Source organism: Amycolatopsis sp. WGS_07, from assembly GCF_045278895.1.
Taxonomy (GTDB): Bacteria; Actinomycetota; Actinomycetes; order Mycobacteriales; family Pseudonocardiaceae; genus Amycolatopsis.
This window is the reverse complement of the sequence record NZ_CP136053.1, coordinates 2,890,191-2,904,492: the sequence shown is the minus strand read 5'-3', so window position 1 is coordinate 2,904,492 and position 14,302 is coordinate 2,890,191. Positions and strand designations below refer to the sequence as shown.

The 14,302-nt window shown below is 69.1% G+C and carries 20 protein-coding genes; 9 read left to right on the top strand and 11 right to left on the bottom strand.

The genetic code is table 11. From position 1 onward, the window contains the following. The first annotated feature begins 32 nt into the window (after positions 1-32). Positions 33-569: a TetR/AcrR family transcriptional regulator gene (locus RPX00_RS13625; protein WP_406639886.1), complete on the top strand. Its 537-nt coding sequence runs from the start codon at positions 33-35 to the stop codon at positions 567-569. Here RPX00_RS13625 and RPX00_RS13620 read toward each other — a convergent pair. Together RPX00_RS13620 and RPX00_RS13615 are read right to left on the bottom strand one after the other, a co-directional pair. Continuing rightward, positions 562-1,218, bottom strand: coding sequence for a response regulator (locus RPX00_RS13620; protein ID WP_406639885.1), 657 nt, complete (start codon positions 1,216-1,218; stop codon positions 562-564). The two genes, RPX00_RS13625 and RPX00_RS13620, sit on opposite strands and share 8 nt — an antisense overlap. After that, complete coding sequence (locus RPX00_RS13615) at positions 1,158-2,912, bottom strand: sensor domain-containing protein (protein WP_406639884.1); 1,755 nt, start codon at positions 2,910-2,912, stop codon at positions 1,158-1,160. Before RPX00_RS13615 ends, RPX00_RS13620 begins: the two co-directional genes overlap by 61 nt. A 167-nt stretch (positions 2,913-3,079) precedes the next feature. Between RPX00_RS13615 and RPX00_RS13610 the strand changes: the two genes are divergently transcribed. From RPX00_RS13610 to RPX00_RS13600, 3 genes are all read left to right on the top strand, one after another. Continuing rightward, the gene (locus RPX00_RS13610) at positions 3,080-3,796 is read left to right on the top strand and encodes an ABC transporter ATP-binding protein (RefSeq protein ID WP_406639883.1); all 717 of its coding nucleotides are present in this window, start codon (positions 3,080-3,082) and stop codon (positions 3,794-3,796) included. After that, positions 3,796-4,521 carry an ABC transporter permease gene (locus RPX00_RS13605; protein WP_406639882.1) on the top strand — a complete coding sequence of 242 codons (726 nt, stop codon included), beginning with the start codon at positions 3,796-3,798 and terminating at the stop codon, positions 4,519-4,521. The genes RPX00_RS13610 and RPX00_RS13605 overlap by 1 nt, the downstream gene beginning before the upstream one ends. 92 nt (positions 4,522-4,613) lie before the next feature. After that, positions 4,614-5,000 (top strand): SCO5389 family protein, encoded by a 387-nt coding sequence (locus RPX00_RS13600; RefSeq protein ID WP_406639881.1) that lies wholly within the window; start codon positions 4,614-4,616, stop codon positions 4,998-5,000. Here the strand turns inward: RPX00_RS13600 and RPX00_RS13595 are convergent. From RPX00_RS13595 to RPX00_RS13580, 4 genes are read right to left on the bottom strand one after another with little or no spacing between them, the layout of a single operon-like run. Beyond that, positions 4,997-5,995 (bottom strand): LLM class flavin-dependent oxidoreductase, encoded by a 999-nt coding sequence (locus RPX00_RS13595; protein ID WP_406639880.1) that lies wholly within the window; start codon positions 5,993-5,995, stop codon positions 4,997-4,999. The two genes, RPX00_RS13600 and RPX00_RS13595, sit on opposite strands and share 4 nt — an antisense overlap. Then, entirely contained in the window at positions 5,965-6,123 is a 159-nt protein-coding gene (locus tag RPX00_RS13590; protein ID WP_406639879.1) for a hypothetical protein, read from the bottom strand. Before RPX00_RS13590 ends, RPX00_RS13595 begins: the two co-directional genes overlap by 31 nt. Continuing rightward, on the bottom strand, positions 6,123-7,070 hold the full coding sequence (locus RPX00_RS13585) for a class E sortase (RefSeq protein ID WP_406639878.1): 948 nt from the start codon (positions 7,068-7,070) through the stop codon (positions 6,123-6,125). Before RPX00_RS13585 ends, RPX00_RS13590 begins: the two co-directional genes overlap by 1 nt. Next, positions 7,025-7,297, bottom strand: coding sequence for a hypothetical protein (locus RPX00_RS13580; RefSeq protein WP_406639877.1), 273 nt, complete (start codon positions 7,295-7,297; stop codon positions 7,025-7,027). The genes RPX00_RS13585 and RPX00_RS13580 overlap by 46 nt, the downstream gene beginning before the upstream one ends. A gap of 408 nt (positions 7,298-7,705) precedes the next feature. Here RPX00_RS13580 and crgA point away from each other — a divergent pair, with 408 nt between their 5' ends. Both crgA and RPX00_RS13570 read left to right on the top strand, forming a co-directional pair. Further along, the gene (gene crgA / locus RPX00_RS13575; RefSeq protein ID WP_378308754.1) at positions 7,706-7,972 is read left to right on the top strand and encodes a cell division protein CrgA; all 267 of its coding nucleotides are present in this window, start codon (positions 7,706-7,708) and stop codon (positions 7,970-7,972) included. Between the two features lie 85 nt (positions 7,973-8,057). Beyond that, complete coding sequence (locus RPX00_RS13570; protein ID WP_406639876.1) at positions 8,058-8,486, top strand: PH domain-containing protein; 429 nt, start codon at positions 8,058-8,060, stop codon at positions 8,484-8,486. Here the strand turns inward: RPX00_RS13570 and RPX00_RS13565 are convergent. Both RPX00_RS13565 and RPX00_RS13560 read right to left on the bottom strand, forming a co-directional pair. Further along, positions 8,472-9,431, bottom strand: coding sequence for a rhomboid family intramembrane serine protease (locus RPX00_RS13565; protein ID WP_406639875.1), 960 nt, complete (start codon positions 9,429-9,431; stop codon positions 8,472-8,474). The genes RPX00_RS13570 and RPX00_RS13565 overlap by 15 nt on opposite strands. 43 nt (positions 9,432-9,474) lie before the next feature. Continuing rightward, on the bottom strand, positions 9,475-9,999 hold the full coding sequence (locus tag RPX00_RS13560) for a peptidylprolyl isomerase (RefSeq protein ID WP_009085526.1): 525 nt from the start codon (positions 9,997-9,999) through the stop codon (positions 9,475-9,477). A gap of 206 nt (positions 10,000-10,205) precedes the next feature. On the opposite strand from RPX00_RS13560, the gene RPX00_RS13555 reads away from it, so the two are divergent. Next, entirely contained in the window at positions 10,206-10,829 is a 624-nt protein-coding gene (locus tag RPX00_RS13555; protein ID WP_406639874.1) for a hypothetical protein, read from the top strand. Between the two features lie 63 nt (positions 10,830-10,892). Here the strand turns inward: RPX00_RS13555 and RPX00_RS13550 are convergent, their stop codons facing one another. After that, on the bottom strand, positions 10,893-11,345 hold the full coding sequence (locus RPX00_RS13550) for a DUF6918 family protein (RefSeq protein WP_182893527.1): 453 nt from the start codon (positions 11,343-11,345) through the stop codon (positions 10,893-10,895). Between the two features lie 140 nt (positions 11,346-11,485). After that, positions 11,486-12,013 carry a DUF2020 domain-containing protein gene (locus RPX00_RS13545; protein ID WP_406639873.1) on the bottom strand — a complete coding sequence of 176 codons (528 nt, stop codon included), beginning with the start codon at positions 12,011-12,013 and terminating at the stop codon, positions 11,486-11,488. Between the two features lie 96 nt (positions 12,014-12,109). Here RPX00_RS13545 and RPX00_RS13540 point away from each other — a divergent pair, with 96 nt between their 5' ends. Continuing rightward, the gene (locus RPX00_RS13540; protein ID WP_406642900.1) at positions 12,110-12,781 is read left to right on the top strand and encodes a hypothetical protein; all 672 of its coding nucleotides are present in this window, start codon (positions 12,110-12,112) and stop codon (positions 12,779-12,781) included. 1 nt (position 12,782) lies between these two features. After that, on the top strand, positions 12,783-13,421 hold the full coding sequence (locus RPX00_RS13535; RefSeq protein ID WP_406639872.1) for a pyridoxal 5'-phosphate synthase: 639 nt from the start codon (positions 12,783-12,785) through the stop codon (positions 13,419-13,421). Here RPX00_RS13535 and RPX00_RS13530 read toward each other — a convergent pair. Then, positions 13,418-14,302, bottom strand: coding sequence for a hypothetical protein (locus RPX00_RS13530; RefSeq protein WP_406639871.1), 885 nt, complete (start codon positions 14,300-14,302; stop codon positions 13,418-13,420). The genes RPX00_RS13535 and RPX00_RS13530 overlap by 4 nt on opposite strands.

Sequence of the window (14,302 nt, the reverse complement as noted above, 5' to 3'; positions counted from 1 at the left end):
AAGTGAGGCGGACCGACGCCACACACAACCGCGTGCGCATTCTCGCGGCCGCTCGGATGGCCGGTGCCGACGCGCCGATGCGGGAGATCGCGCGGCGAGCCCAGGTGAGTGTCGCGACGGTTTATCGGCATTTTCCGACCAAGGACGCGCTGGTCGCCGAAGAACTGGCGTTGTGCTCGGCGATCGTCGAGGAAGGGCTCGCCGAGGCTGACCCGTGGCAGGGTTTCGTCCTGGTGCTCGAGAAACTCACCGAGGCGCACGCGCGTGAGCAGGGGTTTCGTGCGTTCGTCGCGCAACTGCCGGAACGGCTCGACTTCCCCGCCGACCGCGCCCGGACGCTGCGGATGCTGCTCGAACTCATCCGCCGGGCCAAGGAATCCGGAGACCTGCGACCGGATTTCGTACTGGAAGACCTGGTGCTGGCCTTGGTCGCCAGCGAAGGCATCCAGGCGGAACCCGACGTGCGCGTCGCGGCGGTGCGGCGGTTCACGGCGCTGCTGATCCAGTCGTTCCGGACCTCTCCGGCCGCCGGACCGCTTCCGCCCGCCGTGCGGGTGCCGATCAACTAGCCTCGAGGAACTTCAGCACCGCCAGCACTCGGCGATTCGTGTCATCGGAGGCGGAAATACCGAGCTTCGCAAAGATATTCGCGGTGTGTTTGCCGACCGCGCCTTCGCTAAAATGCAACCGGCCAGCGATCGCGGCGTTCGAACAGCCCTCCGCCATCAATCCGAGCACCTCGCGTTCCCTAGGCGTCAATGCTGCCAATGGATCGGAAGCGTTGCCCGCCACCAGTTTCGCGATCACTTCCGGATCCATCGCGGTCCCGCCCTCAGCGACGCGACGGACCGCGTCGATGAACTGCGCCGCGTTGAACACCCGGTCCTTCAACAGATAACCGACCGCGCCTGTGCCGTCCGCCAGCAGTTCCCGCGCGTACAGCTGCTCAACATGTTGCGACAGCACGAGAATCGGCAACCCGGGCGTCTCCCGGCGAGCGGCGAGGGCGACCTGCAGACCCTCGTCGGTATTGGTCGGCGGCATCCGTACGTCCACAATGGACACATCGGGTCGGTGCTCGCGCAGTGCGGCGGCGAGTTCGGGACCGGAGCCGACCGCCGCGACGACGTCGAAGCCGTGCGCGGCGAGCAGGTGGGTCAGGCCGTCTCGGAGGAGGTACTGGTCTTCGCCGACGACGGTCCGGGGTCGAGCTGGCACGGCACCTCCACAATCGCCTCCGTCGGTCCGCCCGGCGGGCTGGTCAGCGCCAACCTACCGGCGAATCCCGACAGTCTCCGCTCGATCCCGCGCAAGCCCGTGCCGCGCGCGGCGTCCGCACCGCCCTTGCCGTCGTCGGTGACGGTGGCGCGCAGCAATCCGTCGAGGTACTCCAGAGTCACGGTCGCCCGCCGGGCCTCGCCGTGTTTTGCCGCGTTGCCAAGCAATTCGCACACCGCGAAGTACGCGCAGGCCTCCGCCGGCTGTTCGAGCCGACCCGGCACCGACGCCGTGACCTCGACTTTCAACGGACTGTCCAACGCCGCCGCACGCACCGCGTCGACCAGTCCGCGTTCGGACAGCACCGGCGGGTGGATGCCGCGCACCAGCGACCGCAGTTCGGCGGCCAGCTGCTTCGCCTTGTCCGGATCGTGGTCGATCAACGCCTCCACCGCGCCGAGCTTCATCCCCATCGCAACCAGCCGCGACTGGATCCCGTCATGCAGGTCGCGCTCGATCCGCCGCAGCTCAGCGGCCTGCGCGACGGTGACCTCGACCCGCGTCTGGTCCAGCCGGTGCACGCGCTGCGCCAGCCGGGACGCCTCGGTCGGACCGAGCAGCCAGCGTCCGAGTTTCGCCTGCCACCTGACGAGCCACGGTGTCGGCAGCAGCCCCACGACCACCGCCGCCAGCGCCACTGGCGTCATCGCGACCGCGCTTCCCGACAGCCCGACCATCTCGAACCAGGCGTGCGGGCCAGTGATCCACAGCGCGACCAGTCCGTACAGCCCCCAGAAGATCAGCGCCGCCGACGGCACCCACAGCACCGGCGACACCACCGTCAGCACCAGCGCGGCCGCCATGTCTCGCCAGGTAGCGCGGTCGTGGAGCACCCAGTCGATCCGGGCGCGCAGCATCGGCCACCACGGTTCCTCGTACAGCTGCTTGCCGAACTGGTACAGCCCGTCGCCGCGCGGCACCGGCAACGCGGGCGGCGGCACGTACGGCTGGGCAATCCGCACCCCAGTCCAGCGCTCGGCTTCGCGGCGGAAGGTGTCGGCGACCGCGCGGCTGGCCAGCGTGACGGTCGGGAACACCGGCACCGCGCCGGACAGCACGATGAGCTGGGCGACCGCCATCCCCAACTGCGCCACCGAGATCGCCCACAGCCCGAGCTGATGCCCGAGTGACTCGCACCGGCGGCTAAGCCAGCTCTTCCCCCTCGGCGCGTGCGGACCGAGCCAGTACCCGGTCCACCGGGCGTACCCGCGCAGCGCGACCGGCCCGGCGACCAGCGAAAACACCGCGAAACCCAGCGCGACCAGCGGGTTCAGCAGCTGCCAGCCGAACTCCCGGCCGGTCGCCGGATCCTCCATGATCCACGTGAAACGTCGGTTCCAGCGGATCCACCACGCACGCCGATACAGCTGGGTGCCGTCGCGATACCAACCGTCCCGCTCGCGTTCGGGCTCCGGCGGCTGCGGCCGGTACGGACTCGGGATCTCCCGCCCGGTCCACCGGCCGACCAGCTCCCGGGTGCGCCGCGACCGGACCCGCGCGAGTTCGATCGCCGGCGAGAAGAAGAGCACGAGGCCGACGCACAGCAACGCGAACGCGATCAGTTCGAGCAGGAGGTCGACCCAGCTCACCACCGCGAGACCGGCGAGTGCCCCCATGCGCCGCACCGACGTCATGGCACCCCCTTTCGCTCCCCAGTCTCGCCGCTCCGGCTCCCCATGCCCCTGACCGCAGCTCCCCGATCGGGGTGGCCCTAGCCCCACCCCCGCACCCGCAAAACCCCACCTCAACTGGGGTTTCCGGCTCATTCTGCCGGACCGCGGGCGCTTCTAGCGTCGTTCGCATGCGACTCATCGAAGTTTCCGAACTCCGCAAGGCCTACGCGGGCCGGGTCGTGGTCGACGGCGTCTCGTTCTCCGTCGAACGCGGCGAGATCTTCGGCGTTCTCGGCACGAACGGGGCGGGGAAGACCACCACGGTCGAATGCCTCCTGGGCCTGCGTTCCCCGGATTCCGGCACGATTTCCGTACTGGGCCTCGATCCGGCACGCGACGCCGCCGACCTGCGCCTCCGCGTCGGCACCCAACTGCAGGACGCGCGGCTGCCGGAAAAACTGCGGGTCCGCGAAGCGCTCGCACTGTTCGCGTCCTTCTACCCCAACCCGGCCGACATCGACGTGCTGCTGACCCAACTCGGCCTCACCGCCCACCGCGACACCGCCTTCGGCAAACTCTCCGGCGGTCTCCGGCAACGGCTGTCCATCGCGCTGGCCCTGGTCGGCAACCCCGAACTGGCCATCCTCGACGAACTGACCACCGGCCTCGACCCGCACGCTCGGCAAGAAACGTGGCGGCTGGTCGAGAACGTACGCGCTTCCGGCGTGACGGTCGTGCTGGTCACCCACTTCATGGACGAGGCGCAACGGCTGTGCGACCGCCTGGTCCTGCTCGACCAGGGCCGCGTCATCGCCACCGGCACCCCCGCCGACCTGCTCGCCGACACCGGCCAACCCACCCTGCACGACGCGTTCGTCGCACTGACCAGCTCCGGAGCTTTCTGATGCGCACCTTGCTCGCCACCGAAGCGAAACTGTTCCTGCGCACGCCGCTGTGGGCAATCCTGGGCGTCTTGCTGCCGACCGCGATCCTGCTGGGCGTCGGCTCGATCCCCGGCATGCGGGAACCCAGTTCCATCACCGACGGCTATCGATTTATCGACTTGTGGGTGCCGTCGCTAGTCGTGATCGCACTGGCGATGCTGGGCCTGCAGGCGATCCCGTCCGCCGTCGCGACCTACCGGGAACAGGGCATCCTCCGCCGCCTCGCCACCACCCCCGTGCCACCCGCGTACCTCCTGCTCGCCCAAGTGCTGATCCACGCCGCCGTCGCCCTGACCGGGGTCGCGTTGCTGCTCATCACCGCCAGACTTGCCTTCGACGTGCCATTCCCGCGCCATCCCGGACTCTTCCTGCTGACCCTGCTGCTCGGCCTGGTCTCGGTGTTCGCGCTGGGCCTGATCGCCGCCGCCATCGCCCGCACCAGCAAATCCGCGGGCGGACTGGCGATGATCGCGTTCTTCCCGATCATGTTCCTCGGCGGCGTCTACCTGCCGCGACCGCTGCTGCCCGCGGTGATCCAGACGATCGGCGCCTACGTACCCCCAGGAACCCAGCCACTGCAAGACGCCTGGATCGGCAACGGCGGGCAACCACTGCAGTTCGCCGCACTGGCCGCCTTCGCACTGGGCGGAACGGCGCTCGCGGTGCGGCTGTTCCGGTGGGAGTGATCCACCAAAGTGGTGATGAAACTCGTTTTCTCTTGTGGCCGGGTCCAGCGGGCCGGTAGCTCTGAGGGGTACCGCCGACCATGGAGGTTGTCTTGTCTCTGGACGTATCGCCCGCGCTGCTGGAAAAGGCCGAACGCGGGGAGGTCTCCGACGCGGAGTTCGTGGCCTGCGTGCGCGAATCGCTGCCGTACGCGTGGGAGGTCATCACCGGAGTGATCGCGGAAGCGGACACCGCCCCGGACGGATTCGCGGACAACGAAACCCCGCCGCCGTCCGAGACCGAACGCGGCCAGCTGCTGCGAGCATTGGCCTCAGACGCGATCCGGGGTGGACTGGAGCGGCACTTCGGGGTGAAGCTGGCGTTCCAGAACTGCCACCGGGTGGCGGTGTTCCGCGAAGCGGACGGGGATCGGTACCGGGCGTTCGTTTCGCCTCGGGGGCAGTTGCTGAACCAGAGCCCTGAACTGCGGGACTGCTAGCCCTCCCGCAACGCGGGCAAAACCTCAGCGCCAATCCGCGCGATATTCGCCATCGTGCCCTCCGGCGTGCCGGACGCTTCCACGAACATGATCACGTGGGACACCCCGGTACGCCGGAGGCTTGTCCGCAACGTCTCGACGCAATGCTCAGCCGACCCAACCGGATGGATCGCGCACAGCATTTCCGTGTACTCCCGAGGATCCCGGCCAGGCCCGGGCCGATCGTCCACCGGTACATGCGCAGCGAGACCATCCGCCAGCCAACCCGGCAACGCGCCGCGCACCACCGCAGAAGCATCATCGCCGACCTGGCACAGGACAGTCGACACGTGCTCAGCAGGCGCACCATAAGCAGCGACCGTCTCCGCCTTCTCGAAGTCGTCCGCGTGCAGGCCAAGCAACAACGGCAGCGAACGATCCGCCGCCAACCGGACCGCGGAGGAAGACGGTCCGCCGCAGGCCACGACAACGTCCAAAGGTCGTTGCGGAACCGGGCGAAGCGGGACTTCCCGGAAAGCAAAATGAGAGCCCTCAGCCGACACCCGGCCCGCGGAGGCAGTCAGCAACAGGTCCAGCGACTCGGCGAAACCCGTTTCATACCGCGGTAATCCAGTCCCGAAGACTTCCAGATCCTGCCATGGCCCACCACGCCCGACGCCCAACCGCAGGCGGCCGTCGGAGATTGCGTCGAGCATGGACCACTGCTCCGCCAACGCGACCGGGTGCGTCGTGGACAGCACGCTCACCGCCGTGCAGACCTCGATTCGCGACGTTCGGCCCAGTACGTGTGCGGCGAGCGTGATGGCGGACGGGCACACGCCATACGGCATGAAGTGGTGCTCGGCCAGCCATACGTCGTCGAAACCGGCCGCCTCGGCCGCGACCGCGGCCTGGACCGTGCGCTGGAGTACGGCGGCGTCGTCCTGGCCCGGGAAGCGGCCCGAGACCAGGAAGACCCCGAACCTCAGTTGTTCACCGACACGTTGTTGAACCACAGCAACGGGTCCAGCCACGGGAACACCACGAACATCAGCAACGCCACGATGCCGAGCACCAGCACGAGCGCGATCGCGAGCTTTACCGCGAACGGACCGGGCAGATGCCGCCAGAGCCAGCCGTACATCAGGAAGCGACTCCGATCTTCTTCAGCAGCGTCGTGTAATCCGGCACCTGCGTCTTCGGCACCTGGCGGGTCAGCACGGAGGTGATGATCAGCCGCTCCTTCGCGGAGAACTGCGGGTGACACGTGGTGAGCGTGAGCAGCGAAGCCTGCTGCGCCTTCGGCAACGCGCCGGCCGGCTTGTACGGCACCGGGTTCACCGCGTCGCCCTGGCTCGGCTGGACGACCTTGCGGCCGAACGTCTCGTCGTACGGTCCGCCGCCCGGGATGCTCGCGTTGCGCAGGGTCGACACGCCCTTGCACTCCGGCTGCGCGCCCTTGCCGCTGCTCCAGCCCTTGACCTCGTCGTCGTACGGCAGCACCTGGTAGATGAAGAAATCGGTGTGCGTTTCGATGACGATCTGGTCGCAGGAACTCAGGTTGTCCAGGTCGTTGAACGGCGCGCCCTTGCCGACCCGGTGCCCGGCGATGCCGAAGTTGCCCGGTTCGCCCGGCAGCGCGGTGCCCTTGTAGTGCCCGGGGCCGACGGCGAGCGAGTCCTCGCCGGTGCCTTCCTGGATGGTGAAGTTGAAGTCCGCGCCGAACGACGGGATGTGGATGCGCGCGAACGCCTTTCCGTCGATCAGCTCGGGGTGCAGCGTGCGGTCCTTCGACCAGTCGCCGTCCAGCTGATCGCTCGCGGTGTGCTGTTTCTCGGCGGAGAACAGGTCGGTGACCCACACCTCGTACACCATGAACAACAGCACGATCACGCCGAGCGTAATGAAGATTTCGCCCGCGGTGCGGATCGCGATTCCGCCTTTGCCCAGCGGCGGCGGGGTTTTCTTGGCCTTCTTCTCGTCCTCGTCGGCGACCGCCACCGCGGCGAACACCTCGGTCGGCTGCTCGGCGAACTCCGGACCGGTCATCCGCCGCCGGGACGGATCCGCGGCTCCCACTCGCCGGGGCATCTGCCTGCCCTCTTCCGGCTGCCGGCGCGGATCTCCACGGCGGGCCGGATCTCCCGGCGGCCCGGCGCGGAATTCCCCGGTACGACCAGGGTCGCCGGGCCGTCGCTCGGCGCGGAACTCGCCGGTGCGCCGGGAAGGTCCGGCGCGGCCGCCGAAATCCCCGCCGCGGGGGTCACCCTCGCGAGGCCCGCCTTCGCCTGCCCGCCCTTGTCCAGGCCGGTTTTCACCGGGGTCCCGGCGCGCTCCGCCCCGGTCGATCGGCGTGCGCTGTTCGGGTGATCTCCGGCCAGGGTCGCCGGCCACTCTTCGCCGCGGCGGGTTCTCCCCTTGCTGCCGCCTCGGCGGCGGGGGCTGGCGGCGGACCGGGCGGTCAGGTCCCGTGCCGGGGCGGCGGTCGTCCTCGCCCGGCCAATCCTGCGGCGTCACGCAAGCTCCTCCCGCGCCCGGCCGGAGTCCTCCTCGGCACTCCAGGTGGCGCTATTGTCACAGTCTGAGAAACCCCGACCGCTCCCGCCCGGTGCTGCGGAGCCGTCGTTTACGTTAACGTGTGCACGTGGCGCTGGTTGCGCACCCCGACAGCGGGACCTCGTCCAGGATGCCGCCACCAGGAATGCCCGAGAGCACGCGAGGAAACGATGCCGAAGTCGAAGGTCCGCAAGAAGACCGCGTACACCCCTCCTGTCGACCGCCGCACCCCGGTGAAGGTCCAGGCCGCGGGACCGTCGAACCTGTTCTACAAGATCGTCATGTTCGGCCTCATGCTCCTCGGGCTGGCGTGGCTGGTCGTGAACTACATCGCCGGCGACAAGGTTTCGTTCCTCAGCGAACTCGGAAACTGGAACTTCGCGATCGGTTTCGCCGCGATGATCGCCGGCCTGCTCATGACGATGCGGTGGCGCTGACCATCCGCCGGATCAGCTTTGCTCCGGACGGCCGATTGACACCGAATCACATCGGTGTGACTCATCCCCAGTGTGGATAACCCCTGTGGATAACCACCCGGCCTCGTGGGCTCCGCGCCGAAACCTCGTGGTAGTGGCGTGGGGCCTGACCACGTTGCTGCTGGTCGGAACCGTCCTGGACGCGCTCTTCGGCGACGGCAAGGGCGCGGTGCTGACCGGCCTCGCGACGCTGGCCGTCGGCGCGTTCGCGGTCCACTGGACGCTCATCCGCCCGCGGCTGGCGGCGGACGCGGACGGCCTCCGCGCCCGCACGCTCAACGGCACGCACCGGCTCCCCTGGATCGGCACGACGGTCCGGCTTCGCAGCACGCGCCGCCTCGGCCGCGACGGCGTGACGCTCGAGCTGGAATACGACGACCAGCTGTTCATCTTCGGGCAGACCGATCTCGGCGAGGATCCGCGCGACGTGCTGGACGTGCTTACCGAGCTTCGGGCCCGCTCAGCTGGAGCCTGAGGGCTTGCAGTAGTACTTGTACTCCCCCTCGACCTGCCGGGGAGCGCAATCCAGCGAGGGAATCTCGGTGGCCCGCCAGCCGATCAGCCCGACGAGCGCGATCGCGACGACGGCTGTGCCGATCGCCTGCCACCGGACCAGGTTGCGGGCCGGGGCGTAGAGCATCGCGGCCGTCACCAGCGCCCCGGTGACCAGGCCGCCAGCGTGCGCCCAGATCGAAATGCCGGGGATGGTGAAGGTGATGTAGGCGTTGATCACCAGGTTGATGAGCAGCGCGGTCGGGTTCAGCCGAAGCTTGAGCGTGATCACCGCGTAGGCGCCGAGCAGGCCGAAGATCGCGCCGGACGCGCCCACCGTCGGCGTGCCGTCCCCGAAAAGCAGCACCGCGGTGGAAGCGCCGAGCATCGACACGAAGTAGAGCGCCAGGTACCGGATCTTGCCGAAAACCTGCTCCAGCGCACGGCCGATCATCCAGAGCGAGAACGCGTTCGCCGCGATGTGGATGGGCCCGTAGTGCAGGAAGCCCGACGTGAAGATCCGCCACCACTCGCCGCCGCCGAGGGTAAGCAACGGCTGCAGATAGAGCCGTATCTGGATGAGCGCCAGATTGTTGTTGAACAGGCTTTTCGCCTGGATGACGGTGATCAGGAAGAGCACCACGTTCACCGCGATCAACGTGGCGGTGACGACGTAGGAATTCGAAAGCCGGGCCCCGGCGATCGTGCGGGAGCCCATTCCGGCGTTGCGGTACTGCCGTTGCTGCTGTTTCTGCTGTTGCGCACCGGTCTGGACGCAGTCGGTGCACTGGAAGCCCACCGGGGCCTCGCGCAGGCAGTCCGGGCAGGCCGGACGCCCGCAGCGGGCGCAGCTGAGGCCGGTCGGGCGGTTCGGATGCCACCAGCAACCGGGAAGGGACGGCGCGGACGGGTTCGGCGGTTGGCTCACGATGACTCCAACCTACCGAAACCCCATCCCTGCCTGCGGTGCGTCAGTCTTCGACGGTGATCTTCTCGATGACCACGTCGGACAGCGGACGGTCCGCCGGGCCGGTCGCGGTGGTCGCGATGGCGTCGACGACGTTGCGGGACTCCTGGTCCGCGACCTCGCCGAAGATGGTGTGCCGGAAGTTCAGGTGCGAGGTCGGCGCGACGGTGATGAAGAACTGCGAGCCGTTGGTGCCCGGGCCGGCGTTCGCCATGGCCAGCAGGTACGGCTTGGAGAACTGCAGCTCGGGGTGGAACTCGTCGCCGAACTTGTAGCCGGGGCCGCCGCGGCCGGTGCCCGTCGGGTCACCGCCCTGGATCATGAAGCCGTCGATGACCCGGTGGAAGATCGAGCCGTCGTAGAACGGACCGGAGTTGCCGCCCTTCGCGTTCGGCTGGGTGTACTCCTTGGAGCCGGTGGCCAGCCCCACGAAGTTCGCCACGGTCTTCGGCGCGTGGTCGGGCAGCAGGTTCACGTGGATGTCACCCTGGTTGGTGTGCAGGGTGGCCTTGCGGGCGCTTTCAGTCACGCCGACATCGTGCCACCCCTTCGCACAAATGGGGGGTTCAGGGGGCGTTCCCGGCCCGTCGCGCTGGACATCGGCCCAGGAAGAAGGCACTTTCTCCAGGTTTCCGGGACGCCCGGAGCGGGAAGCCGCAGCGGTGCGGGCCGAAAAAGGGCAGGATAGATGTCAAGCAACAGATCTGTTTCACAACGATTGATGAGGTGAAGACCATGACCCGGGCCGTGGAATCGGTCGGCGAGTCGGTCAAGTCCGGCTCGACGGACCTGCGGAAGCTGGTCGTCGAGGCGGGCAAGGCGGGCGCGAAGGCCGCCGAGGCCGGCGCGGAGGAGCTGGGCAAGCAGAGCCGCCGGGCCCGGCGCAAGCTGGCGAAGAAGACGGAGCTGACCCGCAAGGAGCTGAAGAAGAGTTCCGCCGCGGCACGCAAGGAGGCGCTCGCCCGCGTCGCCGAGCTGAAGAAGCCGGGCCGCAAGGCCAAGAAGGCCGCGATCAAGGCCGCCGCGTCGGCCGGCGAGTCCAAGCGCCGCGGCAAGAAGGACTTCAAGGCGGCGAAGAAGGAGTTCCGCGCCGCTCTGGAGGAGGCGAAGACCGCCGCCAAGGGCACCCGCAAGCGTCGCCGCTGGCCGTGGATCCTCGGTCTCGGCGCGGTCGCGGTCGGCACCGCCGTCGCGCTGAAGTCGCGGCAGCAGGAGCCGCCGGTCGCCCCGGCCCCGCCGAAGGCCACCCCGCCCGCGCCGCCCGCCAAGCCGGCTGCCGAGGCGAAGGACGCCAAGCCGGGCGAGCAGAAGACGAACGGCAAGGCGCCGAGCACGTCGGCCGCGGAGAAGAAGAACTGAACGCGCGAAAAGGGCCCCGGGAAGTGCGTCCCGGGGCCCTTTTTCGTATGTCGCTCAGCCGGTTCAGGCCGCGGCGGCGTGCTTGTCGATCAGCTGGCCGAGACGCGGCAGCGCCTCCTCGACGTTCTTCTTGCCGTTCGGGCGCAGCTTCGAGTAGACCTTCTTGATGCTGTCGCGGCTGCTGCGCTCGGCGCGGGCGTCGGTGACCCCGAGCAGCGCGTCCGAAGCCTCGTCCGAGCGGCTGGTCAGGTAGGCGCCGAAGTCGTTGCCGCCCTGGGCGCGGAAGTCGCCGTAGAACGGCTCGAGGGCGTTGGAGAAGTCGTCAAGCAGGCTGTCGATCGCGGACGGGATGATGCCCGGCTTGATCTTCTTGACGGCGGCGAAGCCGGTCTTCACGACCGCGCCGGAGACCCCGCCCTTGTCGGCGACCTCGGCGTCCACGAGCTCCGCGAAGTCGGAGACCACGGTGGGGCGGCGGCTCGAGTCAAGCAGGATTTCCTTGAGGGTGTCAGCCACGAATCTGTCCTTGTCGTCGAAAAGGGGTAACCAAGTATGTGGTGCCGGACCGGCACCCGCCGCGCGAGTGTTGGGGGGACTGCGCGTGCTGCTTAGAGTAATACAAGATCAACTTCACTCACCCGTGCGGAGCCCGTTACTCAGAGCTTCAGGGCAGCGATAGCCTTTTTCGCCACTGTGCGTGCTTTGATGCTCTGCTTCTGGTTGCTCGTCACGATGACGGCGGCCTCGCCCTTGGCGACGGCGTAAACCACCCCGTCGCCCGCGGGCTGGTAGCCGCCCTTCCACCCCGCCGGCTCCGACGCCGGGTTCGACGTGTCGACCGGTGCGGCCTTGTTGACCAGCGCGGTCGCGACATCGCTCTTGCCCACGTACACCCGCACGGTCAGCTGGACACTGCCGTCCGGGCGGTAGAAAAAGCACGTCGGATGCGGCTCGTCGGCGGAGATGCTCACCTTCGTGACGTGCTGCCCGTTCGCGTCCTGCACCGTCTCGTTCGACAGGTACGGGCACTCCGCGGTGCGCGCGGGCTGCGGATCGGGCGGCAGCCCCTCCGCGGCCGACGCGGAACTCGCCGGCGCCGAAGACGGAGTCTCCTTCGCCGGGCTCGACGGATTGCAGCCGGCGAGCAGGACCAGGGCTGGGGCGAGAACGAGAAGTCGGCGCATGGCGGGCACAGTCAACCATGCCAGGTGAAGTCCGCGCGAAGGCGGCGCGTGCGACGATGGCACCGGATTCCGCTCAGCCCCGGGGAGGTCGCGGACGTGCTCACGCCCGAGCAGTACCTGCAGGTGGTCGCCGAACGCGTGTCGCGAAGCGGCGGCAGGCTCAACACCGTCCAGATCGGACCGGTGACCGCCGCGGTCGGCCTGTTCACCGAGTCGATCATGTTGTCGACGATGAACTACTGCATCGTCGCCGGTGCCTATCCGGACATCAACGCGGCGACGCTGCAGCAGTTCACCGGCATGGCCACCCAGCACGCGCGCGCCAACGTGCAGGGCACGATCGGCTGGACCGCCGCGTCGGTGGTGATCTGCGGGCTGGTCGGCCGCGTGCATCCGGACGCCGCGCAGCTGGCGAGCGCGAAGACGAGCAACCAGTTCGGCGGCGAAACCCGGATGGTCGCGGTGGATCCGCACGCGGGCATGACCTACGCGTTCACCGGCGGGAAGCTCTGGGGCGCGGCCATGCACGGCGCGATCAACGCGAAGCTGCTGTTCTGTTTCCCGCAGCCGGGCGAGGCTTTCCAGCAGGTGCAGTGGCAGGCGCAGCAACAGGCCTACCAGCAGCCCCCGCAACCGGGTCCCGGCGGATTCCCCGGGCAGGTCCCGTCCGGGCCGATGCCGCAGACCGGCCCTCCGCCCGCCGCGGGTCCGGCCGGACCGCAGCCGCCGCACTACCCGCCGCCGGGGCAGCCGCCGTACGGTCGGTGACATGGTTTCGTTGCGCGGCTGGCAGTCGTTTCCCGAACAGCTCCCGGACTTCGATCCGGACCACACCCCGGAAACGCCCGAGGAGCTGTTCCTCGCCTGGCTGACCGAGGCCGGCGAGCACGTGCTGGCCCCGCACGCGGTCACCTTGTCCACAGTGGACGCTGACGGCGCGCCGGATGCCCGCGTGGTGATCCTGAAGAACGTCGACGACGACGGCTGGGCGGTCGCGACCAGTTCGGAAAGCCCGAAGGGCCAGCAGCTGACGGCGAACCCGCGAGCGGCGTTGACGTTCTTCTGGCCCGGTCGCGGACGGCAGGTGCGCGTGCGCGGTCTGGTGGTCCCGGCCGCGCCCGAGGTGTCCGCCGCCGACTTTCTCGCCCGGCCGCCCGCGTCGCGCGCCGAGGCGTACGTCGGGCATCAGTCGGAGGTGCTGCCCGATCCGGCGAAGCTGACCGAAGCCGCGGCGGCGGCCGCGGACTGGGTGGCGGAAAACCCGGACGTGGCACCGGAAACGTGGACGCGCTACCTGATCCAGCCGGAGTCGGTGGAGTTCTGGCAGGCTTCGCACGACCGGCAGCACATCCGGGTCCGCTATCGCCGCGAGCCCGCGGGCTGGGTCCGCGAGCGCCTCTGGCCCTAGAGCCGGGAGTTGGCGCGCAGCACGGAGATCGCGCCGACGGTGGCGTAGCCGCGCCATTCCAGGGCGGCCGCCGGGGAGAAGCTGGCGAAGTCGACCGTCCAGCCGCCGTCGGGCTGCTGCCCCTCCTCCAGCCGGGCCAGATCCGCTTCGATCGCTTCCGCGGTGAACAGCCGCCGCGACGGACCGGGCAGCGGGCTGAAGGTCAGCGGACGCAGCACCTCGCCCTCGGAACCACCCTGGACCGGGACGATCCCGCTGTCCGGCAGGAACTTCCCCAGTTTCGTCAGCAGTTCGCCGGCTTCCGGATACCGGTCGTGGACGGCGTCGAGCAGGTGGATCGCGAAGCTCAACTCGATCGCGTGCGGCATCTCCTCGAGGTCCCGGATCGCCCGCAGGCACGTCTCGGTCGCCCGCGCGAGCCACGGATGCGCCGCGACCGCCGGGTCGTGTTCGGCGACCCGCCACGCCGCCGACGTGGTGAACGCGGTGCTCTGCAAGGAGAACACCGTCGGGTCCGCGCCGGTCCAAAAGGGAGCGCACGCCGTCGGGTCGGCGACCGGGAACGCGAACGGCAGCCCGCCGTCCGGGAACGACACCGACTCCAGCCAGTCGCACAGCTGCGCCGCGTGCGGCGTGGTCACCGGCGCGACGTCGGCGAACATCTCGAACGCGTGCAGCGCGCCGCCCGGCTGGCTTTCCGGCGCGCGCAGGTCCGGTTCCAGGCCCCAGCCGTAACCGCCGTCCGGATTCCGGTAGGCCGCGACCGCCGCGAGCACCTCCTCGGCCCGCCCGTTTCCTTCCAGCAGCTCGAACCGCCGCTGGTCCAGCAACCTGCCGTGCCCGGCGAGGAACGGGGCGACGGCCTCCAGTTTCACAGTCAC

Bases quoted from the DNA above. Each gene is read 5' to 3' on its own strand.
- RPX00_RS13605 (WP_406639882.1), top strand. From the start codon at position 3,796: ATGCGCACCTTGCTCGCCACCGAAGCGAAACTGTTCCTGCGCACGCCG.
- crgA (WP_378308754.1), top strand. From the start codon at position 7,706: ATGCCGAAGTCGAAGGTCCGCAAGAAGACCGCGTACACCCCTCCTGTC.
- RPX00_RS13585 (WP_406639878.1), bottom strand. From the start codon at position 7,070: ATGCCCCGGCGAGTGGGAGCCGCGGATCCGTCCCGGCGGCGGATGACC.
- RPX00_RS13555 (WP_406639874.1), top strand. From the start codon at position 10,206: ATGACCCGGGCCGTGGAATCGGTCGGCGAGTCGGTCAAGTCCGGCTCG.
- RPX00_RS13590 (WP_406639879.1), bottom strand. From the start codon at position 6,123: ATGTACGGCTGGCTCTGGCGGCATCTGCCCGGTCCGTTCGCGGTAAAG.
- RPX00_RS13610 (WP_406639883.1), top strand. From the start codon at position 3,080: ATGCGACTCATCGAAGTTTCCGAACTCCGCAAGGCCTACGCGGGCCGG.
- RPX00_RS13615 (WP_406639884.1), bottom strand. From the start codon at position 2,912: ATGACGTCGGTGCGGCGCATGGGGGCACTCGCCGGTCTCGCGGTGGTG.
- RPX00_RS13535 (WP_406639872.1), top strand. From the start codon at position 12,783: ATGGTTTCGTTGCGCGGCTGGCAGTCGTTTCCCGAACAGCTCCCGGAC.
- RPX00_RS13545 (WP_406639873.1), bottom strand. From the start codon at position 12,013: ATGCGCCGACTTCTCGTTCTCGCCCCAGCCCTGGTCCTGCTCGCCGGC.